The organism is Pseudomonas sp. B2M1-30 (assembly GCF_025447575.1).
Classification (GTDB): Bacteria; Pseudomonadota; Gammaproteobacteria; order Pseudomonadales; family Pseudomonadaceae; genus Aquipseudomonas; species Aquipseudomonas botevensis.
The window spans coordinates 21,677-42,601 of sequence record NZ_JAOEJT010000004.1 but is presented as its reverse complement, the minus strand read 5'-3'; the positions used below and the strand labels follow the sequence as shown (position 1 = coordinate 42,601).

Here is a 20,925-nt window from a genome sequence, read left to right as displayed (position 1 = left end):
AACAGCACTTGCCAAGCAAGAAGGTTTTCAAGATGTCCAACAGTATGGGTATTGCCAGCGCTTTCGTTTTGTCCTCATTGATCCTGTCGCCAATGGCGATGGCTGAAGAATCCCAAACGTTCGTGGCGCACAACAGCGCACGGGCTCAAGCGTATGAACAGCATCAGGCAGAAATGATGGCCAAGGCCAAAGACGCCACGCAAGCCCCACAGGCGGCGGTTTCCGAATCCCGCTCCGCGTCCGAGAAAGACAGCTGAGTCGCCCCCCGCTCCATTTCCCTCGACGCGGTTTGTTTGGCTCTTCCCGTTCAACCGTCGTCCTTGCAGGCCGCTGATTTTCAGCGGCCTTTTCTCGTTGTGGTCTGAAAGCCGTCAGGTTCGTCTTCTCCAATAAGAAACATCCCGCACCTCAAGACATTGAAGTGTCAGTTGACCCAAGGAGCTTTACCGCAAGTGCGTTACCCAGTCCGTTTCACCCCGTTGTTCATTGCAATTGCCGCAACGATTGCCCCTGTCGCTCACGCCGAAGAAGCTGCACCGGCAGGCTTCGTCGAAGGCTCGAGCCTGAACCTCAACGCCCGCAACTACTACATGAACCGCAACCGCCTGCAGCACGCGGACGACAACATCGAGTGGGGTCAGGGCTTTCTCGGCAGATTCGAGTCAGGCTACAGCGAAGGCACGGTCGGCTTCGGCATCGATGCCCACGCCATGCTCGGCCTGAAACTCGATGGCGGTGGCGGCACGGACAACTCCAGCATCCTGCCGGTCGGCGATGGCAACGGCAAAGCGCCGGGCTCGTTCTCCACGGCGGGCGGCACCTTGAAGATGCGCGCGTTCGATACCGAGCTGAAGGCCGGTGACCTGTTTCTCGCCAACCCGGTGATCGCCGGCGGTGAAACCCGCATGCTGCCGCAGACCTTTCGTGGCATCAGCCTGACCAATCACAGCTTCGACGGCTGGCTGATCGAAGGCGGCCAGGCCAGCTTCACCAAGCCCTACAACCAGAGCGGCCACAAACGCATCGGCACCTCCTACGGCACACTGGCCGAGGGCGATGACAGCCGCCACCTGAACTGGGCCGGCGTGGCCTGGAGCGGCGTCGAAGGCCTGACCAGCAGCCTCTACGCCTCCGAGCTCAAGGACATCTGGAACCAGTACTACTACGACCTCGACTACACCTGGGCGCTGAACGATCTGGTCAGCCTCAACCCGGGCCTGCACGTCTATCACACCCAGGACACCGGCGATGCGCTGCTGGGCAACATCGACAACAACACCTACAGCCTGCATTTCACCGTCGGCGTCGGTCATCACAGCGTCACCGCCGCGTATCAGCGGGTCAACGGCAACACGCCGTTCGACTACATCAGTCAGGGTGACAGCATCTACCTCGACAACTCCCAGCAATACTCTGACTTCAACGGCCCGAACGAGCGCTCGTGGAAACTCAAGTACGCCTACGACTTCGCCGGCGTCGGCCTGCCGGGCCTGACTTCGGCGGTGTCCTACTCACGCGGCACGCTGGATCTGACCAAAGTCGACCCGACCAGCCCCGGCTACGCCTCGTGGTACAGCGCCGAGGGCCGCAACGCCAAGCACTGGGAGCGCGACCTCGACCTCAAATACGTGGTGCAGAGCGGTCAGGCCAAGGATCTCGCGGTACGCCTGCAATGGGCGACCAATCGTGGCGGCAACGGCTACGGCGCGCTGGACTCGGACACAGATGAATACCGGGTAATCATCGACTACCCGATCAACGTCTTCTAAGATCGGCGCTACGCAGACAGAACAGGTCTGAAACACTCTTCAGACCTGTCACATCACCTGTGGGAGCGGGCCTGCCCGCGAATACGGCCTGTCAGTCAACATCCATTGTGGCTGGAAAGTCGCCTTCGCGAGCAAGCCCGCTCCCACAATGGTTTCTGCCCGCCTAAGCTAACAAGAATCCACCACCGACAGCCCCCCCATGATCGCGAGCCGTATCCCACTCGTTTCGGGCAAGACCGGACGCCCCGAGCTGCTGTTGATCTTCGGCAGCCTGCTGACCGTGATCGCGATTGTGTGCATCGTCACTTTCCTGCTGATCCGCGAGCATGCCAGCGCCCAGGAGTCCGCTACCCGTGGCGCAACCACCATCGCTCAACTGATCGATGCCGATGTGCTGCGCACCGTCGAACTCTATGACCTGACCCTGCAAGGCCTGATCGCCGCCGCCCAGCGCGAGGATCTGAAAAACGTCTCGCCGCAGATCCGTCATCTGGCACTGTTCGATCGCTCCACCACCGCACGCTTCAAGGGCGACATCCTGCTGCTGGACAAGCATGGCGAGGTCGTCGCCGACTCGTCGCGGATCGAACCCAAACCGGGCAATTTCGCCGACCGCGATTACTTTCTGGCCCATGCCTTCAACCGCGACGCCGGCATGTTCATCAGCCGTCCGTTCAAGACCCGCTGCAATTGCGAGGATGCCAACCAGTGGCGGATCAGTTTCAGCCGGCGCATCTCCTCGGAAACCGGCGAGTTCGTCGGGGTCGCCGTGGCATCGATGAAGCTCGATTACTTCGACGAGCTGTTCAACAGCCTCGACATCGGCAGCGACAGCACATTGAACATCATTGATAACGACGGCCTCCTGCTGGCGCAAAAGCCTTATCTGCAGAGCGACTCGATCGGCAAAAGCTTCGCCAGCCGGCCAAACGTCGTGCGAATCCTGCGGGATCACAGCGGCAATGGCAGTTTCAACAGCATCTCGAGCATGGATTACAAGCAACGGCTCTACACCTATTCCAGAGTCGGCAACCTGCCGCTGACGGTCATCGTTGCGCTGTCCAACGACGAAGTGTTCGGCGCCTGGCGACGCACCGCGATCCTGATCAGCGGCGCCACCGGCGTACTGTGTGTCGGCCCGTTGTGGCTGACCTGGCTGCTCGCCCGGGAACTGCGCCTGCGCCATCAGGCCGAACGCGAGCTGGCGAAACTGGCCGCCACCGACGCCCTGACCGGAGTCGCCAACCGGCGGATGCTCGATCAATCCCTGCGCCACGAATGGTTCCGCGCCCAGCGCTCGGGCAAACCGCTGTCGGTGATGATGATCGATGCCGATCACTTCAAGGCATTCAACGACCGTCACGGGCATCAGGCCGGGGATCAGGCATTGCGCGAGCTGGCCAGGGTGATTTGCGCGAACGTGCGGCGCCCGGGAGACCTGGTGGCGCGCTATGGCGGCGAGGAGTTTTCGGTGATCCTCGCCGAAACCGACAGCACAGGCGCGCAGCAGATTGCCGAGCATATCCGCGAGGCCGTGGAGCGGTTGCCGAAGGTCGAGGGTGCAGAACTGCCGATGACGGTGAGTATCGGCATCGGCACCTGGACGGCGGACTGCGAAATCACGCTGGAGCGACTGCTGTTCGCGGCGGACAAGGCGCTGTATCAAGCCAAGGATGCAGGGCGCAATCGAGTGGTGGCCGCGCCTTTCTGGCAGACATAAAAAAAGGCCACCCAAAGGTGGCCTTCAAAAAACTAGAGAGGTTTTTTACTTACACTGCCGCAACCGGGCGCATGTAAGAGATCGGTGCAGTGCTGGCGTCTTCGAACGTCACGACTTCCCAAGCGTCTTTCTGCTCAATCAACTTGCGCAGCAGCTGGTTGTTCAGTGCATGACCGGACTTGAAGCCCTTGAACTCACCAATCAGGCTATTGCCCAGCAGGTACAGGTCACCAATTGCATCGAGGATCTTGTGCTTGACGAACTCGTCTTCGTAGCGAAGGCCGTCTTCGTTCAGTACACCATCGGAATCGACCACGATCGCGTTTTCCACGCTGCCGCCGAGTGCGAGGTTGTGCTTGCGCAGGTACTCGATGTCACTCATGAAACCGAAAGTACGGGCGCGGCTGACTTCTTTTACGAACGAAGTGCTGGAAAAGTCCACGCTTGCACTCTGGGTGCGGTCCCGGAATACCGGGTGATCGAAATCGATCTCGAAGCTCACCTTGAACCCGTCGAAAGGGACGAAAGTGGCGCGCTTGTCGCCGTCTTCCACTGTCACTTCACGCAGGATGCGGATGAATTTCTTGGCGGCGTCCTGTTCTTCCAGGCCAGCCGATTGAATCAGGAATACGAAGGGTCCGGCGCTGCCATCCATGATCGGGACTTCGGACGCGGAGAGCTCGACGTAGGCGTTATCGATGCCCAGGCCAGCCATGGCCGAGAGCAAGTGCTCTACCGTGTCCACTTTGACGTCACCGTTAACCAGCGTGGTCGACATAGTGGTTTCACCGACGTTTTCCGCGCGGGCAGGAATCTGCACCACAGGGTCGAGGTCAGCGCGACAAAACACAATGCCAGTGTCGACAGGCGCAGGCTTGAGGGTCAGATAGACCTTCTCCCCGGAGTGCAGGCCGACACCTGTGGCACGGATAATATTCTTCAGGGTGCGTTGTTTAATCATGGCATGGGCCGCTTCAGCGCAAATTGCGAACTGGTATCAACAAAGGCTGGCGATGATAGCAGACCGAGCCTTTGCTGAACACCAATCACCCGAATACCCCTGATACATTTCATCAATCGGCCTGACGACGCAGGAAAGCCGGGATGTCCAGGTAGTCCAGGTCATCTTGCGGATTCATCTTCGCGGCAGTCGCAGCACCGGCCTGAGCCTGGTTGCGCATGACGGTCGGACGGTCCAGGTCACGGTAATTCACCGCTGGAGCTTCCTGACGAGCGGGCGCCGGTTGTTGCACCTGAGCGGCAGCCATCGAGGTATGAACGGTATTGTCGATGACCTTCACAGGTTTCTCGATTTTCGCGCCCAGACCGGTGGCAACCACGGTCACGTGCAGTTCGTCGCGCATGTCCGGATCGATAACAGTACCGACCTTGACCATCGCGTGCTCGGAAGCGAAGGCTTCGATGATGCTACCCACGTCGGAGTACTCGCCCAGGGACAGGTCAGGACCTGCGGTGATGTTCACCAGAATGCCGCGAGCGCCTTGCAGATTCACGTCTTCCAGCAGCGGGTTACGGATCGCCGCTTCAGTGGCTTCACGCGCACGGTTCGGACCGCTGGCGCAGCCAGTGCCCATCATCGCCATGCCCATTTCGCTCATCACGGTGCGCACGTCGGCGAAGTCGACGTTGATCATGCCCGGACGCTTGATGATGTCGGAGATACCGCGAACGGCACCGGCCAGTACATCGTCAGCCTTGGCGAAAGCCGACAGCAGGCTTGCGTCTTTACCGAGGATGGTCAGCAGCTTCTCGTTGGGAATGGTGATCAACGAGTCGACGCTTTCGGACAGCATGCGGATGCCTTCGTCGGCGATCTGCATACGCTTGCGGCCTTCGAACGGGAACGGACGGGTCACGACCGCTACGGTCAGGATGCCCATTTCCTTGGCCACTTCGGCGATGATCGGCGCAGCACCCGTACCGGTGCCGCCGCCCATGCCAGTGGTGATGAACACCATGTTGGTGCCGGCCAGGACTTCAGCGATGCGCTCGCGGTCTTCCAGAGCGGCTTGACGGCCGACTTCCGGGTTGGCGCCCGCGCCCAGGCCTTTGGTCACGCCAGTACCCAGTTGCAGAATGGTACGTGCGCCGATGTTTTTCAGGGCTTGAGCATCGGTGTTGGCGCAGATGAATTCAACGCCTTCGATGTTGCTCTTGACCATGTGGTTGACAGCGTTGCCGCCGCCACCGCCAACACCGATAACCTTGATTACCGGGCTTGCGGGGATGTTGTCTACGAGTTCGAACATTTTCCCTCTCCTTACATTCTCTAGTTTTTTCGCCTACTGCATTTTGTTGCGGTGTTTCTACTGCTTGCTCTTGGCGCTTCAAGCGTTCGCCTGAAGCTTAAAAGTTGCCCTGGACCCACTTCTTCAAGCGGTCCAGCAGCGGCGCCTGAGGCTCGTCGCTGCTATAGCTTTCGCGGCTGCCGATGCCCGAGAACGAAATCCCGTCGGACTGCTTTTGCAGGCCGTACATCAACAGGCCGACGCCGGTGGAATAGATCGGGTTGCGCACCACGTCATCCAGACCTTTCACGCCGTGCGGCACACCGAGGCGGACCGGCATGTGGAAGATTTCCTCGGCCAGTTCGGTGGCGCCTTCCATCTTCGACGTACCGCCGGTCAGGACGATGCCCGCCGGAATCAGGTCTTCGTAGCCGCTGCGACGCAGCTCGGCCTGAATCAGGGTGAACAGTTCGTCGTAACGCGGCTCGACCACTTCGGCCAGGGCCTGGCGCGACAGTTCGCGCGGTGGACGGTCGCCGACGCTCGGCACCTTGATGGTCTCGCCGGCACCGGCCAGTTTCGCCAGGGCGCAGGCATAGCGGATCTTGATCTCTTCGGCGTACTGGGTCGGGGTGCGCAACGCCATGGCGATGTCGTTGGTCACCTGATCGCCGGCAATCGGGATCACCGCCGTGTGGCGGATCGCGCCTTCGGTGAAGATCGCGATGTCGGTGGTGCCGCCGCCGATGTCGACCAGGCACACGCCCAGTTCTTTTTCGTCGTCGGTCAGCACCGAGTAGGCCGAGGCCAGTTGCTCGAGAATGATGTCGTCGATTTCCAGGCCGCAGCGGCGCACGCATTTTTCAATGTTCTGTGCAGCGTTGACGGCGCAGGTGACGACGTGGACCTTGGCTTCCAGACGCACGCCGGACATGCCCAGCGGCTCGCGCACGCCTTCCTGGTTATCGATCACGTAATCCTGCGGCAGGGTGTGCAGCACGCGCTGGTCGGCCGGGATCGCCACGGCCTGGGCGGCGTCGAGGACGCGCTCGAGGTCAGCGGAGCTGACTTCGCGGTCGCGGATCGCCACGATGCCGTGGGAGTTCAGGCTGCGGATATGGTTGCCGGCCACGCCGACGAACGCCGAGTGAATGCGGCAGCCCGCCATCAGCTGGGCTTCTTCGATCGCGCGCTGAATCGATTGCACGGTGGATTCGATGTTCACCACCACGCCTTTCTTCAGGCCACGGGACGGATGGGTGCCGATCCCGACGATATCCAGCGAGCCGTCAGCCGCGACCTCGCCGACCAGCGCCACCACCTTGGAGGTGCCGATATCGAGACCGACGATCATTTTGCCGCTTTGCACGTTTGCCATGGGTCCTGCCTCTTCTTAATTCTTTGCGACAGCGGGTTGGGCTGTCGTCGGCGCTACTGGTTCCCGCCAGCCAACGGCGAGGCCGTTGGCGTAGCGCAGATCGATGCGCGCAATGTTCGTAATCTGTTCTTTAAGCGTCTTGTCGTAGATGGCAATGAAGCGGCGCATCTTTTCCACCAGGTTGCCGCGTCCCAGCAGCAGTTCGATCCCCGGGCCGGCACTGCCGGCGCCGGTGGTCAGGAACCAGCTGCCACGCTCACGCAATTCGAGGCGCGCGATCGAGAAGCCCAATGGCCTGAGCATCTGGCTCAGCACCTGGTATTGCTGCATCACTTGCTGCTGCGCCCGCTGCGGGCCGAACAGCTGTGGCAGGTGTTCGTAGTTCGCCAGTTCCTTGGGCGTGAACGCCTGGCCCTGGTTGTTGAGCAGCGACTCGTCGCCCCAACGGGCCACCGGCAGCTGCTCTTCGAGGCGGATCACCACCTGGTCCGGCCATACCCGACGTACTTCGGCATGGGCGATCCACGGCATCTGCTCAAGCTCGGTACGCATGCTCGCCAGATCGATGGTGAAGAAGCTCGACGCCACGTACGGGGCGATTCGCTGCTGCACCGCCTGCTGGCTGATGTAGCTCAGGTCGCCCTGCACCGCGATCTTGGTGATCGGCCGGTCGGCGTACGGCAGCAGCCGTTGCGCGCCTTCGTAAGTGCCGAAACCGAGCGCCACCAGCAGCACCGGCCAGAACAGACCTTTCAGGAAGCCGAAATTGGCTTTTGGCAGGCGCGCGGACATCGGCTCTTTGGCCACCATTCGGCTGGCACCGCGCGGCACTGGCTTGCGGCCAGGTGCGGGTGGCTGATGTCTGAGTTGTGCGCCTTGCATGGTCTTAACCTCGCGCCTCTTTGTGACCGGCTTCCACGCTGGCGGCCAGGATGGCCAGGACCAGTTGCTGGAAATCCAGACCGGCAGCCTTGGCCGCCATCGGCACCAGGCTGTGATCGGTCATGCCCGGTGCGGTGTTCACTTCCAAGAACCAGAACTGCCCGTCGGCGTCCTGCATCACGTCCGCCCTGCCCCAACCGGCGATACCCAGCGCCTCACAGGCCTTGGCCGTGAGATCCATGAGTTCCTTTTCCTTGGCGGCATCCAGCCCGCACGGAATGCGGTACTGGGTATCGTTGGCGATGTACTTGGCGTCGTAGTCGTAAAACGTGTGGGGCGTACCCAGGGCGATTGGAGGCAACACCTGGTCACGCAGGGTGGCGATGGTGAACTCCGGACCGTGGATCCATTGCTCGACCAACACTTGCGAATCGTAGGTACTGGCCGCTTTCCAGGCGTCGATCAACTCGGACGCGGAAGTCACTTTGGCCATCCCGATACTTGAACCTTCATGCGCCGGTTTGACGATCAAAGGGAAGCCCAGTTCCGTCGCCGCCGAAATACAATCGGCCTCGCTGCACAGCACGGCGTGACGCGGCGTCGGAATCCCGAGGCTGTGCCAGACCTGCTTGGTACGCAGCTTGTCCATCGCCAGTGCCGAAGCCAGGATGCCGCTGCCGGTGTACGGAATGCCGGCCACTTCGAGCAGGCCCTGCATGCTGCCGTCTTCACCGCCGCGACCGTGGAGAATGATGAAGGCGCGATCGATTTTTTCGCTCAGCAGGCGCTGGAGAATGTCCGCGCCGACGTCGATACCGAACGCATCCACACCGGCACTTTGCAGCGCACTGAGCACGGCGTTGCCGGACTTCAGCGAAACCTCACGCTCGGCGCTCAGACCGCCGAACAGCACGGCCACGCGGCCGAAGTCTTTCGGCGCGATGGTGGAGAACAGGTTGGCGTAGGCAGCAGTCATTTCAACTTCCCCTCGACCGAAGCCGCGACGGCACCGGCGAACAACTCACTTTTCAACAGTTTCGGTGCGAGACCGCCGATATCACCGGCGCCCTGGCACAGCAGAATGTCGCCGGCACGCAGCAGCGGCTTGACCACCGGTGCGAGGTCGACACCACGCTCGATGTAGATCGGGTCGAGCTGACCGCGCTGACGGATGCTGTTGCACAGCTTGCGGCTGTCGGCACCGGGGATCGGCTCTTCGCCGGCCGGATAGACTTCCATCAGCAGCACCACGTTGGCGTCGGCCAGGACCTGGACGAAATCGTCGTACAGGTCGCGGGTGCGGCTATAACGGTGCGGCTGGTAGACCATCACCAGACGGCGCTCCGGCCAGCCACCGCGCACGGCTTTGATCACGGCCGCGACTTCAGTCGGGTGGTGACCGTAGTCATCGACCAGCATTACGCTGCCACCGTCCACCGGCAGTTCGCCGTAGACCTGGAAGCGTCGACCGACCCCCTGGAAACCCGACAGGCCCTGGACGATGGCTTCATCGCTGACGCCTTCGTCGGTGGCGATGCAAATGGTCGCCAGGGAATTGAGCACGTTGTGGTTGCCGGGCATGTTCACCGACACTTCCAGTGGCTCACGGTCAGGACGCAGCACGGTGAAGAAGGTCTGCATGCCCTGCTGGCGCACATTGATCGCGCGCACGTCAGCGTCTTCGCTGAAGCCGTAGGTCACGGTCGGACGTTTGACCTGCGGCAGGATTTCACGCACCACCGGATCGTCCAGGCACATCACCGCCAGACCGTAGAACGGCAGGTTGTGCAGGAATTCGACGAAGGTTTTCTTCAGTTTGTTGAAGTCACCGTCGTAGGTCGCCATGTGGTCGGCGTCGATGTTGGTCACCACCGCCACCAGCGGTTGCAGATGCAGGAAGCTCGCATCGCTCTCGTCGGCTTCGGCGATCAGGTAGCGGCTGGTGCCAAGCTGGGCGTTGGTGCCCGCCGCATTCAGACGGCCACCGATGACGAACGTCGGGTCCAGGCCACCGGCAGCGAACACCGAAGCGATCAGGCTGGTGGTGGTGGTCTTGCCGTGAGTGCCGGCGACGGCGATGCCGTGGCGATAGCGCATCAGCTCGGCGAGCATTTCGGCACGCGGCACCACCGGGATACGGCGTTCCAGTGCGGTCGCCACTTCCGGGTTGGACGTGTTGACGGCACTGGACACCACCAGCACGTCGGCGGCAGCCGCGTTCTCGGCGCGGTGACCGATGAAGATTTGCGCACCGAAAGACTCCAGGCGCTCGGTGACCGGCGATGCTTTAAGGTCGGAGCCGGACACGGCGTAACCCAAGTTCAGCAACACTTCGGCGATGCCGCACATGCCCACGCCGCCGATACCGACGAAGTGGATACGACGGATGCGGCGCATTTCCGGTTGCGGCATGGCTTTCTGATTCTCAACCATGGGCCACCTCCAGACAGGTATCGACCACGCTGCGGGTGGCTTCGGGTTTCGCCAGACGGCGGGCCGCTTGGGCCATTTGTTCGAGTCGTTGCGGTTGCATCAAGACCTCTGTCAGGCGCGCGGCAAGGTCCGCGGCACCAGTCGTTCTTTGCGGCATCAGGAAGGCAGCGCCTTCACGGGCCAAATAATCGGCATTGCGGGTCTGGTGATCGTCGATCGCGTGGGGCAAGGGCACCAGCATCGAGGGCAGACCGGCGGCAGCCAGCTCACTGATGGTCAACGCGCCTGCACGGCACACCACCAGGTCAGCCCAGCCATAGGCCTGGGCCATGTCTTTGATGAACGGCTGCACCTGCGCCTCGACGCCGGCGGCGCGATAGCGCTCTGCAGTCACTTCATCGTGGTTTCTGCCGGCCTGATGAAACACCTCCGGACGCAAATCGGCAGCGACTTGCGCCAGGGCTTCAGGCAGCAACTTGTTCAACGGCTCTGCTCCGAGGCTTCCGCCCAGGATCAGCAAACGCGCCTTGCGCCCGGCCAGGGCCGGGCGCGGTGTTTCGAGGAACAGCTCGCTGCGCACCGGGTTCCCGGTGGTACGGCGGCTGTCCGACAGGGTAAAGGTGTCGGGGAACGCTTCACACACCCGGGCGGCGAACGGCACCAGCAACCGATTGGCGGTGCCGGCCACGGCGTTCTGCTCGTGAACGATCACCGGCACGCCGGCCAGTTTGGCAGCAACCCCGCCAGGACCGGTCACATAACCACCGAAACCGACCACGCACACCGGACGCAGGCGACGCATGATCGCCCGTGCCTGCCACACCGACTTGAGCAGCATGAACGGCGCTTTGAGCAGCGACAGCTTGCCCTTGCCGCGCAGACCGCTGGCGTTGATGCGATGCAATTCCAGACCGGCCGCCGGCACCAGATCGTTCTCGATCCCGCGCGGCGTGCCGAGCCAGTGCACGGTGTAACCGCGCGCCTGAAACTCACGGGCACAGGCCAGCGCCGGGAACACGTGGCCGCCGGTGCCGCCGGCCATGATCAATACGTTAGCGCCCATGATGCGGCTCCTCGGCGAAGTCGCTCTCCTGGAATTCCATCTCTTCGCTGCCCAGGTGGGTCCGGCTCTCCCACTCGATCCTCAGCAACAGGCCAAGACAGGCGCAGCAGATCACCAGGGAGCTGCCGCCATAGCTGAGGAACGGCAGGGTCAGGCCCTTGGTCGGCAGCAGGCCGACGTTCACGCCGATGTTGATCAGGAACTGGCCGATCCACAGGAACGACAGGCCGTAGGCAACATAAGCGGCAAAAAACTGTTTGGCCTTCTCGGCCCACAGACCGATGTACATGCCGCGAATACACACGAACACGAACAGCGCCACGGTGCACAGCGAACCCACCGCGCCGAGTTCCTCGGCCAGTACCGAGAACACGAAGTCGGTGTGGGCTTCCGGCAGGTAGAACTGCTTCTGCACGCTGTTGCCCAGGCCGACGCCCAGCCATTCGCCGCGACCGAACGCGATCAACGCCTGGGACAATTGATACCCGGCACCGAACTGGTCGGCCCATGGGTCGGCGAAGTTGGTCAGACGCGCCATCCGGTACGGTTGCATCTGAATCAGCAACACCACCGCCGCGACCGCCAGCACCACCATCAGCGAGAACCGGAACAGGCCGACGCCGCCGAGGAACAGCATCGCCGCCGCGGCGCCCATCATTACGACCGTGGCACCAAAGTCCGGCTCCATCAGCAACAGGCCCGCCATCGGCAGCAGCACGATGAACGGCTTGAAGAAGCCCATCCAGCTCTCGCGCACTTCCTTCTGACGACGCACCAGATAACCGGCGAGGTAGATCACCACGAAGACCTTGGCGATCTCCGACGGCTGGACGTTGAAGAAACTGAAGCCGATCCAGCGCATCGAACCGTTCACTTCACGGCCGATCCCCGGAACAATCACCATCACCAGCAGACCGAACGCGCCGATCAGCATCATCCAGCCCAGCCGCTGCCAGGTGGCGATCGGAATCATCATGGTGACGATGCAGGCACCCAGGCCCAGCGCCACGTAGATCAGGTGACGAATCATGTAATACAGCGCGCTGCCCGACTGGGCCGCCGCCACTTCGGTGGAGGCCGAAGCAATCATGATCAGCCCAAGACCGAGCAACGCCAGGCAACCGGCGAGCATCGGGAAGTCGAGGTCGATACCACGCCCGGTGATGATCGGCGACGGATACGGCTTGATGATATTGCGCAGGCTCATGCCAGATCCTCCACGGCGCGGACGAACTGGTGACCACGGTCTTCATAATTCTTGAACATGTCGAAACTGGCGCAGGCCGGCGACAGCAGCACCACGTCACCCGATTGGGCGGCGGCGCGGCATTGCTCAACGGCCTCAACCAGGGAGCCTGCACGAATCAGCGGCACACCATCACCGATGGCCTCGCCGATCTTGTCGGAGTCGCGGCCCATCAGGATCACGGCGCGGCAGTTGGCCGCCACCGGATCACGCAGATCCTTGAATTCGGCACCCTTGCCGTCGCCGCCGGCGATCAGCACGATCTTGCCTTCGATATCCGCCCCCAGGCCTTCGATGGCCGCCAGGGCGGCGCCGACGTTGGTGGCTTTGGAGTCGTTGTAATAGCCGACGCCGTCCAGATCACGGACCCACTGGCAGCGATGCTCGAGGCCGGCGAAGTTGCGCAAGGCCGCGAGCATGGCATCGAACGGCAGGCCGACGGCATGGCCGAGCGCCAGCGCCGCCAGGGCATTGGACTGGTTGTGCGCGCCGCGAACCTTCAACTCACGCACCGGCATCAGGTTCTGGAATTCGAAGGCCAGGTATTTCTCGCCATTCTCTTCACGCAGACCGAACGCCTTGAAATCCGGTTTGCTCAGGCCGAACGTCCAGCATGGCTGGCCCTCGCCCATCAGCGGCCGGGTCAGGGCGTCCTGACGGTTGACCACAAACTGCTTCGCGCCCCGGAAGATCCGGTGTTTGGCCAGGTGGTAAGCCGGCAGACCGCTGTAGCGATCCATGTGGTCTTCGCTGATGTTGAGCACGGTCGCCACTTCGGCGTTGAGCTGATCGGTAGTTTCCAGCTGGAAGCTCGACAGCTCCATCACGTACAGCTCGACATCATCGCTGAGCAGGTCCAGCGCCGGGGTGCCGAGGTTGCCGCCCACCGCGACGCGCTTGCCGGCCGCAGCCGCCATCTCGCCGACCAGGGTGGTGACGGTGCTTTTCGCATTGGAACCGCTGATGGCCACGATCGGCGCCTTCGCGTTACGCGCGAACAGCTCGATGTCACCGGACAGTTTCACCCCACGGGCGGCGGCGGCTTGCAGGGCCGGGGTCGCCAGCGCCAGGCCGGGGCTCACGTAGAGTTCGTCGGCACGGCACAGGAATTCCACGTCCAGCTCGCCACAACGCACTTCCACGTGCGGATAGTCACGCTTGAGCGTGGCCAGTTCCGGTGGATTTTCCCGCGTATCGGCCACGGCAAACGCCACGCCCCGGTTCGCCAGGAAGCGAACCAGGGACATGCCGCTCTTGCCGAGGCCGACAACGATGCGGAAGTGGTCAGAAGCGATCAGAGACACTCGTTCTACCTCAGCTTCAGGGTGGCAAGGCCGATCAGCACGAGAATCACGGTGATGATCCAGAAACGGACGATCACACGCGGCTCGGGCCAGCCCTTGAGTTCAAAGTGGTGGTGAATCGGCGCCATGCGGAACACACGACGGCCGGTCAGCTTGAAGGACGCTACCTGGATGACGACCGACAGGGTCTCCATCACGAACACGCCGCCCATGATGAACAGGACGATTTCCTGACGGACGATCACCGCGATGGTGCCCAGGGCTGCGCCCAGCGCCAGCGCGCCGACGTCGCCCATGAAGACTTGGGCCGGATAGGTGTTGAACCACAGGAAACCCAGCCCGGCGCCGATCAGCGCGCCGCAGAACACGATCAGCTCGCCCGCGCCCGGCACATACGGGATCAGCAGGTATTCGGCGAATTTCACGTTACCCGACAGGTAGCAGAAGATGCCCAGGCCACCACCGACCATTACGGTCGGCATGATCGCCAGACCGTCGAGGCCGTCGGTCAGGTTGACCGCGTTGCTCGAACCGACGATCACGAAGTAGGTCAGCACGATGAACCCGGCGCCCAGCGGAATGCTGTAGTCCTTGAGCATCGGCAGGATCAGGGTGGTTTCCACCGGCGTGGCGGCGGTCATATAAAGGAAGATCGCCGCGCCGAGGCCGAACACCGATTGCCAGAAGTATTTCCAGCGGCTCGGCAGGCCACGGGAGTTCTTCTCGATCACCTTGCGGTAGTCGTCGACCCAGCCGATGGCACCGAACAGCAGGGTCACCAGCAGCACAGTCCAGACATAACGGTTGCTCAGGTCAGCCCAGAGCAAGGTGCTGACGCCGATGGACGACAGGATCAGCGCGCCACCCATGGTTGGCGTACCGGACTTGGACAGGTGCGATTGCGGGCCGTCGTTACGTACGGCCTGGCCGATCTGACGGTTCTGCAGGGTGCGGATCATCCACGGGCCATAGCACAGCGACAAAACCAGCGCGGTCAGCACACCGAGAATCCCGCGCAGGGTCAGGTACTGGAAGACCGCGAAGCCTTTGTAGAACTGTTGCAGATACTCCGCTAGCAGCAGCAGCATTAATGTTTCTCCAGACTGGACCCGCACAGGGCCGCAACGATGTTTTCCATCGCTGCGCTGCGCGAACCCTTGATCAAAATGGTGGTGTTTGTGTCCTGCTCGGCGTCGAGGGCCTGGATCAGTTCGGCCTGGCTGGCGAAGTGATGCGCCGCGCTGCCGAATGCGTTCACGGCGTGAACCATGTTCGGCCCGACCGCGTAAAGTGCGGAAACCTTGCCCCGGGCGTACTCGCCCACGTCGCGGTGCCCCTGCTCCGCCCAGTCGCCCAACTCGCCGATATCTCCGAGCACCAGGACGGTGCGACCGGAAAAGCCGGCGAGTATATCAACGGCCGCGCACATGGAGGTGGGGTTCGCGTTGTAAGTGTCATCGATCACGCGCATGCCGTTTTTCGCCAGTTGCGCGACGGTGCGGCCCTTGACCGGTTGTACTGCGCCAAGACCAGTGGCGATGCCGAACAGCGACACGCCCAGCGCGTGGGCGGCAGCGGCGGCGGCCATGGCGTTCGCGACGTTGTGAGTGCCGAGCAGATTCAGTTGCACCCGCTCCGAACCTTCAGGCGTGTGCAGGGTGAACGCCGGGCAGCCCCGGGCATCGGTGGCCAGATCGCTGGCATGGAAATCCGCCTGAGGATTGCTCAGGGCGAACGTCAGCACCTTGCGTCCGGCCGCGCGGGTCTTCCAGATGCCGAAGGCCTTGTCATCGAGGTTCAGCACGGCGACGCCATCGGCCGCCAGACCTTCGATGATTTCGCCCTTGGCCTCGACGATTTTCTCCGGCCCGCCGAACTCACCGACGTGTGCGGTGCCAGCGTTGTTGAGAATCGCCACGTGAGGCTTGGTCAGCCCGACCGTATACGCGATTTCCCCCAGGCGCGAGGCGCCCAGCTCGATCACCGCCGCGCTGTGTTCCGGGGCGAGTTCGAGCAGGGTCAGCGGCACGCCGAGATCGTTGTTCAGGTTGCCACGGGTGGCCAGCACCGAACCCCGGGTGCGCAGGATGCTCGCGAGCATTTCCTTGACCGTGGTCTTGCCGCTGGAGCCGGTCACTGCCGCCACCGGCTGGGTAAACGCGGCACGGTTAAGCGCGCCCAGTTGACCGAGGGCCTGACGGGTGTCCTTGACCAGCAATTGCGGCAACGTGCTGTCGGCGACTTCGCGCTCGACCAGTGCGGCCACCGCGCCTTTGCCGGCGACTTCGTTCAGATAGTCATGACCGTCGAAACGCGGGCCAGTCAGCGCAATGAACAGTTGCCCGGGCTTGATCGCCCGACTGTCGATGCTGACACCGTCGAAAGCGGCATCGCCGCTGATCAGGCGTGCGTCAAGGGCGTTGGTCAGTTCACTGAGTTTCAGGGCCTTAAGCATGGGCCACCTCCCACGCGGTCAGGGCGCGATCGGCCTCGACCAGATCGGAAAAGTCATGGCGCACGCCGTTGATTTCCTGATAGTCCTCGTGACCTTTGCCAGCCAGCACTACCACGTCGTCCGCCGATGCGCCGGCGATCAACTGAGCAATGGCCTGACCACGACCGGCCACGAAAGTGACGTTATCCACAGCCGAGAAACCGGCGCGGATGTCGTCGAAAATCACCGCCGGATCTTCCGTGCGCGGGTTGTCGTCGGTGACCAGCACACGGTCGGCCAGACGCTCGACCACTTCGGCCATCAGCGGACGCTTGCCGCGATCACGGTCGCCGCCGCAGCCGAACAGGCACAGCAACTGACCTTTGACGTGCGGGCGCAGCGCGGTCAGAACTTTTTCCAGGGCATCCGGGGTGTGGGCGTAATCAACCACCACCAGCGGCTGAGTGCCGCCACCCAGACGCTGCATGCGTCCGGCCGGGCCTTCGAGCTTCGGCAGCACTTTAAGAATTTCATCGAGGGCGTAGTCCAGCCCCAACAAGGCACCGACCGCCGCCAATACGTTGCTCAGATTGAAACGGCCAAGCAACGTGCTGCGCAGATGATGCTCGCCCTGCGGCGTCACCAGCGTGGCGCGGACGCCGTGGTCGTCGAACTGCGCTTCGCGGCAATACAGATAGGCGCTCTTGTCGAGCAGGCTGTAGGTGATCAGGCGCGATTCGCGCTGCTGCGCCGCCAGTTGCCGACCGAAGTCGTCATCGAGATTGACGACGCGGCATTTCAAATCATTCCAGGCGAACAGTTTGGCCTTGGCTTCGCCATAGGCCTGCATGGTGCCGTGGTAATCGAGGTGATCGCGGGACAGGTTGGTCATCACCGCCACGTCGAACGCCAGCGCGGTGACCCGGCCCTGATCCAGGCCATGTGACGAGACTTCCATGGCCACGGCCTTGGCGCCGGCCTTTTTCAGGTCGCCCAGAGTCGCCTGCATGGCAATCGGGTTCGGCGTGGTGTGCAGGCCGCTTTCCAGAGAACCATGGAAACCGGAGCCGAGCGTGCCGACGATGCCGCAGTGCTGACCGAGCAGATCCAGCGCCTGCGCGACCAGTTGGGTCACGCTGGTCTTGCCGTTGGTGCCGGTCACGCCGATCAGGTTCAGATGATGGCTTGGCTCACCGTAAAAACGTCCGGCGATGTCCGACAGTTGCGCTGCCAGGCCTTTGACCGGGATCAGCGGCACGTCAGTGATCGGCAGCACGGTGGCGCCTTCCACTTCGTAAGCCACCGCCGCCGCGCCACGCGCCAGCGCGTCGCCGATGTGGGCACGACCGTCGAATTTGCCGCCCGGCACCGCGAGAAACAGGTCGCCCGCACGCACATTGCGACTGTCCAGCGCCAGTTCACGAATCAACAGATCGTGGCCGGCGTGGGGGAATATCTTGTTCAGACTCAGAGACATCAGCCGCGCCCTCCATTGGCTTTCAGCGGAACAGCCGGGGTTGCGTTGGCTTGTTGGGTAGTCGGCAGGTTGTCCGGGGTGATGTTCATCAGGCGCAGGGTGCCGGACATCACACGGCTGAACACCGGCGCCGAAACCAGACCACCGAAGTAACCGGCCTTGGTCGGTTCATCGATCACCACGACGATTGCATAACGCGGATCGCTCATCGGGCCGAAACCGGCGAACAGCGAGCGGTAGGAGTTCTCGGCGTAGCCCTTGGTGCCCACCGACGTCTTGCGCGCCGTACCCGATTTGCCTGCAACGTGATACGCCGGAACCTGCGCACGGAATACGCCGCGCGGTGCCTCGATCACTTGCTGCAGCATGCCTTGCATGGTTTTCGCGACCGCTTCCGGCAGCACCTGGGTGGTCTGCGGCATCTTGTCGGTTTTGATCAGGGTCAGTGGCGCGATGCGACCATTGTTCGCCAACGCAGAGAACGCGTGGACCAACTGGATCGCGGTCACCGAGATACCGTAGCCATAGGACAGCGTCGCGGTCTCGGCCTTGCGCCAGTCGCGGTAGTTCGGCAGGTTGCCGACGCGCTCGCCCGGGAAGCCGAGGCCGGTGTCCTGGCCGAGGCCGACTTTCTGTGCGAGACGGAAAATGGTTTCGCCGCCGATATCGAACGCGACCTTACTCATGCCGACGTTACTGGAATTGATCAGAATGCCGGTCAGGTCGAGTACCGGACCTTCGGTCTTGGACACGTCCTTGATGGTGTATTTGCCGATCTGCAGCGAGCCCGGATACACCTCGACGGTGTCGCTCGGTTTCCAGCGGCCGGTTTCGATCGCGGCGCTCATCGAGATCGCCTTCATGGTCGAGCCCGGTTCGAACACGTCGATCATCGCGCGGTTACGCATCATCGCCGGTTGCAGGTTGCGCCGGTTGTTCGGGTTGTAGGTCGGCTGGTTGACCATCGCGAGAATCTCGCCGGTCTTCACATCCATGATCACCAGACTGCCAGCCTTGGCGCCGTTCTCGATGATCGCATTGCGCAGCTCGCGGTTGGCCAGGTATTGCAGGCGCAGGTCAATGGACAACGCCAAGGGCTTGCCGGCCTTGGCGTTCTTGGTGACCTGGACGTCCTTGATCAGCCGTCCGCGCCGATCCTTGATGACCTGTCGCTTGCCGGGCACGCCGGCCAGCCACTCGTCGTACGCCAGCTCGACACCTTCACGACCGTGGTCATCGATATCGGTGAAACCGACCATGTGCGCGGTGACTTCACCGGCCGGGTAGAAGCGGCGGAATTCTTCGATGCCGTAGACGCCCGGCACTTTCAGGTCGAGCACGGCCTGGCCCTGCTCGGGGGTCAACCCGCGCACCAGATAAATGAATTCTTTGTTCGCCTGGGCTTCGAGACGCTCGGCCAGGGCTTTCGGGTCCTGCCCCAGCGCGGCAGCCAGTGCTGGCCACTTCTCTTTGGCCAGTTGCATTTCCTTGGCGTTGGCCCACAACGTGGTCACCGGCGTACTGACAGCCAATGGCTCGCCGTTGCGGTCGGTGATCAGGCCACGGTGCGCCGGAATCGGAATGTGACGAACGCTGCGCGCATCGCCCTGACCCTTGAGGAAGTCACGGTCGACCACTTGCAGGTCGATGATGCGCCAGCAGATCGCTGCCACCATGATGCCGAGCAAGCCCACCACCAGACGGAAGCGCCACGGGAAGAGTGCCCCTTCGAGCTTCATCATGGCGCCACCATCTTCACGTCAGCCGCGCCCGGAATGTGCATCTTCAGCTGCTCGGTGGCCAGCACTTCGATCCGGCTGTGCGCGGTCCAGGTGCTCTGTTCGAGAATCAGCCGGCCCCACTCGGCCTGCGCCTTGTCGCGCACGCTGAGTTCGTTGTACAGGGTGTTGAGCAACTGGCGATTCCAGTGGGCGCTGTAAGACACGCCGATGGCTGACACGAGCACGCCGATAAACAGCAGCAGCATGAAAAAGCTGCCGCCGGGCAACGGCTTGGCGAAGAGCTTGCTCACCGCAGTTTCTCCGCGACGCGCATCACGGCGCTACGGGAACGTGGGTTGGCCTTGAGTTCGGCGTCGGAGGCCGTCTGCGCTTTGCCATGGACTTTGATTTTCGGTTCGAACGCAACGTGGCGAACCGGCAGGTTGCGCGGCAGGTTGTCGGCTTCGCCTTTCACCAGCTTGCGCATGAACAGTTTGACGATGCGGTCTTCCAGCGAGTGGAAGCTGATGACGACCAGACGACCGCCCACTTCCAGGGCTTCCAGCGCGGCATCGAGGCCGGTTTCCAGATCGCCCAGTTCGTTGTTGACGTGAATGCGCAGCCCCTGGAACGCGCGCGTGGCCGGGTTCTTGCCCTTCTCCCACGCCGGGTTGGCGACTTTCAGGACTTCGGCCAGATCGGCGGTGCGCTCGAACGGCTTGATATCGCGACGCTCGACCACGGCACGGGCCATGCGACCGGAGAAACGTTCTTCGCCGTATTCCTTGAATACCCGGGCGATCTCTTCCACCGATGCGGTGTTGACGAACTCGGCGGCGCTGATGCCGCGTGCCGGGTTCATGCGCATGTCCAAGGGGCCGTCATTGAGGAAACTGAAGCCGCGCTCGGCATCGTCGAGCTGCGGCGAAGACACACCCAGGTCGAGCAGAATGCCGCTGACCTTGCCGGCCATGCCGCGTTCGGCGACTTCCGAACCAAGCTCGGCAAAGCTGCGCTGCACAACGACAAAGCGGCCGTCTTCGGCCGCTAGCGTTTGCCCGGTGGCAATCGCTTGAGGATCTTTATCGAATCCGAGGAGCCGGCCATCGGGACCGAGCTTGCTGAGGATCAACCGGCTGTGCCCGCCGCGCCCGAACGTGCCGTCCAGATAGCAGCCATCAGGACGTACGGCGAGAGCCTCGACGGCTTCGTCAAGCAGTACGGTGATGTGGTTAAAGCCGCTATCAAT

18 protein-coding genes are annotated in these 20,925 nt (G+C 62.5%); 3 read left to right on the top strand and 15 right to left on the bottom strand.

Annotated elements, in window-relative coordinates:
- Positions 1–32 precede the first annotated feature (32 nt).
- The 3 genes from N8H74_RS09720 (at position 33) to N8H74_RS09710 (ending at position 3,489) form a co-directional block, all read left to right on the top strand.
- Positions 33–257 carry a hypothetical protein gene (locus N8H74_RS09720; protein ID WP_262147192.1) on the top strand — a complete coding sequence of 75 codons (225 nt, stop codon included), beginning with the start codon at positions 33–35 and terminating at the stop codon, positions 255–257.
- A 195-nt stretch (positions 258–452) separates the two neighbouring features.
- Complete coding sequence (locus N8H74_RS09715; protein ID WP_262147190.1) at positions 453–1,769, top strand: OprD family porin; 1,317 nt, start codon at positions 453–455, stop codon at positions 1,767–1,769.
- A 199-nt stretch (positions 1,770–1,968) separates the two neighbouring features.
- Entirely contained in the window at positions 1,969–3,489 is a 1,521-nt protein-coding gene (locus tag N8H74_RS09710; RefSeq protein WP_262147188.1) for a sensor domain-containing diguanylate cyclase, read from the top strand.
- 49 nt (positions 3,490–3,538) lie between these two features.
- Here N8H74_RS09710 and lpxC read toward each other — a convergent pair whose 3' ends face one another.
- The 15 genes from lpxC to rsmH form a co-directional block, all read right to left on the bottom strand.
- The gene (gene lpxC / locus N8H74_RS09705) at positions 3,539–4,450 is read right to left on the bottom strand and encodes a UDP-3-O-acyl-N-acetylglucosamine deacetylase (protein ID WP_011063304.1); all 912 of its coding nucleotides are present in this window, start codon (positions 4,448–4,450) and stop codon (positions 3,539–3,541) included.
- 112 nt (positions 4,451–4,562) lie between these two features.
- Positions 4,563–5,759 carry a cell division protein FtsZ gene (gene ftsZ / locus N8H74_RS09700; protein ID WP_025109282.1) on the bottom strand — a complete coding sequence of 399 codons (1,197 nt, stop codon included), beginning with the start codon at positions 5,757–5,759 and terminating at the stop codon, positions 4,563–4,565.
- A gap of 97 nt (positions 5,760–5,856) precedes the next feature.
- Positions 5,857–7,116, bottom strand: coding sequence for a cell division protein FtsA (gene ftsA, locus N8H74_RS09695; RefSeq protein WP_217833897.1), 1,260 nt, complete (start codon positions 7,114–7,116; stop codon positions 5,857–5,859).
- 15 nt (positions 7,117–7,131) lie between these two features.
- Positions 7,132–7,998, bottom strand: coding sequence for a cell division protein FtsQ/DivIB (locus tag N8H74_RS09690; RefSeq protein WP_217833896.1), 867 nt, complete (start codon positions 7,996–7,998; stop codon positions 7,132–7,134).
- A gap of 4 nt (positions 7,999–8,002) precedes the next feature.
- A complete protein-coding gene (locus tag N8H74_RS09685; protein WP_262147185.1) occupies positions 8,003–8,974 on the bottom strand; it encodes a D-alanine--D-alanine ligase in 972 nt (323 codons plus the stop codon).
- Entirely contained in the window at positions 8,971–10,431 is a 1,461-nt protein-coding gene (murC, locus tag N8H74_RS09680; RefSeq protein ID WP_262147183.1) for a UDP-N-acetylmuramate--L-alanine ligase, read from the bottom strand. The genes N8H74_RS09685 and murC overlap by 4 nt, the downstream gene beginning before the upstream one ends.
- Positions 10,424–11,494: an undecaprenyldiphospho-muramoylpentapeptide beta-N-acetylglucosaminyltransferase gene (gene murG / locus N8H74_RS09675; protein WP_262147181.1), complete on the bottom strand. Its 1,071-nt coding sequence runs from the start codon at positions 11,492–11,494 to the stop codon at positions 10,424–10,426. The genes murC and murG overlap by 8 nt, the downstream gene beginning before the upstream one ends.
- Positions 11,484–12,695, bottom strand: a complete 1,212-nt coding sequence (gene ftsW / locus N8H74_RS09670) for a putative lipid II flippase FtsW (RefSeq protein WP_217833913.1) — start codon at positions 12,693–12,695, stop codon at positions 11,484–11,486. Before ftsW ends, murG begins: the two co-directional genes overlap by 11 nt.
- 2 nt (positions 12,696–12,697) lie before the next feature.
- The gene (gene murD / locus N8H74_RS09665; RefSeq protein ID WP_217833892.1) at positions 12,698–14,044 is read right to left on the bottom strand and encodes a UDP-N-acetylmuramoyl-L-alanine--D-glutamate ligase; all 1,347 of its coding nucleotides are present in this window, start codon (positions 14,042–14,044) and stop codon (positions 12,698–12,700) included.
- 5 nt (positions 14,045–14,049) lie between these two features.
- Positions 14,050–15,132 (bottom strand): phospho-N-acetylmuramoyl-pentapeptide-transferase, encoded by a 1,083-nt coding sequence (gene mraY / locus N8H74_RS09660; RefSeq protein WP_262147179.1) that lies wholly within the window; start codon positions 15,130–15,132, stop codon positions 14,050–14,052.
- Positions 15,132–16,499, bottom strand: a complete 1,368-nt coding sequence (gene murF, locus N8H74_RS09655; RefSeq protein WP_262147177.1) for a UDP-N-acetylmuramoyl-tripeptide--D-alanyl-D-alanine ligase — start codon at positions 16,497–16,499, stop codon at positions 15,132–15,134. Before murF ends, mraY begins: the two co-directional genes overlap by 1 nt.
- A complete protein-coding gene (locus N8H74_RS09650; RefSeq protein WP_262147175.1) occupies positions 16,492–17,955 on the bottom strand; it encodes a UDP-N-acetylmuramoyl-L-alanyl-D-glutamate--2,6-diaminopimelate ligase in 1,464 nt (487 codons plus the stop codon). Before N8H74_RS09650 ends, murF begins: the two co-directional genes overlap by 8 nt.
- Entirely contained in the window at positions 17,955–19,694 is a 1,740-nt protein-coding gene (locus N8H74_RS09645) for a penicillin-binding protein 2 (protein WP_217833912.1), read from the bottom strand. Before N8H74_RS09645 ends, N8H74_RS09650 begins: the two co-directional genes overlap by 1 nt.
- On the bottom strand, positions 19,694–19,987 hold the full coding sequence (gene ftsL / locus N8H74_RS09640; RefSeq protein WP_007956777.1) for a cell division protein FtsL: 294 nt from the start codon (positions 19,985–19,987) through the stop codon (positions 19,694–19,696). The genes N8H74_RS09645 and ftsL overlap by 1 nt, the downstream gene beginning before the upstream one ends.
- Entirely contained in the window at positions 19,984–20,925 is a 942-nt protein-coding gene (gene rsmH, locus N8H74_RS09635) for a 16S rRNA (cytosine(1402)-N(4))-methyltransferase RsmH (RefSeq protein ID WP_262147704.1), read from the bottom strand. The genes ftsL and rsmH overlap by 4 nt, the downstream gene beginning before the upstream one ends.

Excerpts from the sequence above, each read along its gene's own strand:
- murC (WP_262147183.1), bottom strand. The coding sequence starts at position 10,431 with ATGGTTGAGAATCAGAAAGCCATGCCGCAACCGGAAATGCGCCGCATC.
- lpxC (WP_011063304.1), bottom strand. The coding sequence starts at position 4,450 with ATGATTAAACAACGCACCCTGAAGAATATTATCCGTGCCACAGGTGTC.
- N8H74_RS09720 (WP_262147192.1), top strand. The coding sequence starts at position 33 with ATGTCCAACAGTATGGGTATTGCCAGCGCTTTCGTTTTGTCCTCATTG.
- N8H74_RS09690 (WP_217833896.1), bottom strand. The coding sequence starts at position 7,998 with ATGCAAGGCGCACAACTCAGACATCAGCCACCCGCACCTGGCCGCAAG.
- N8H74_RS09645 (WP_217833912.1), bottom strand. The coding sequence starts at position 19,694 with ATGAAGCTCGAAGGGGCACTCTTCCCGTGGCGCTTCCGTCTGGTGGTG.
- N8H74_RS09710 (WP_262147188.1), top strand. The coding sequence starts at position 1,969 with ATGATCGCGAGCCGTATCCCACTCGTTTCGGGCAAGACCGGACGCCCC.
- murF (WP_262147177.1), bottom strand. The coding sequence starts at position 16,499 with ATGCTTAAGGCCCTGAAACTCAGTGAACTGACCAACGCCCTTGACGCA.
- N8H74_RS09685 (WP_262147185.1), bottom strand. The coding sequence starts at position 8,974 with ATGACTGCTGCCTACGCCAACCTGTTCTCCACCATCGCGCCGAAAGAC.
- murG (WP_262147181.1), bottom strand. The coding sequence starts at position 11,494 with ATGGGCGCTAACGTATTGATCATGGCCGGCGGCACCGGCGGCCACGTG.
- mraY (WP_262147179.1), bottom strand. The coding sequence starts at position 15,132 with ATGCTGCTGCTGCTAGCGGAGTATCTGCAACAGTTCTACAAAGGCTTC.
- N8H74_RS09650 (WP_262147175.1), bottom strand. The coding sequence starts at position 17,955 with ATGTCTCTGAGTCTGAACAAGATATTCCCCCACGCCGGCCACGATCTG.
- ftsA (WP_217833897.1), bottom strand. The coding sequence starts at position 7,116 with ATGGCAAACGTGCAAAGCGGCAAAATGATCGTCGGTCTCGATATCGGC.
- ftsZ (WP_025109282.1), bottom strand. The coding sequence starts at position 5,759 with ATGTTCGAACTCGTAGACAACATCCCCGCAAGCCCGGTAATCAAGGTT.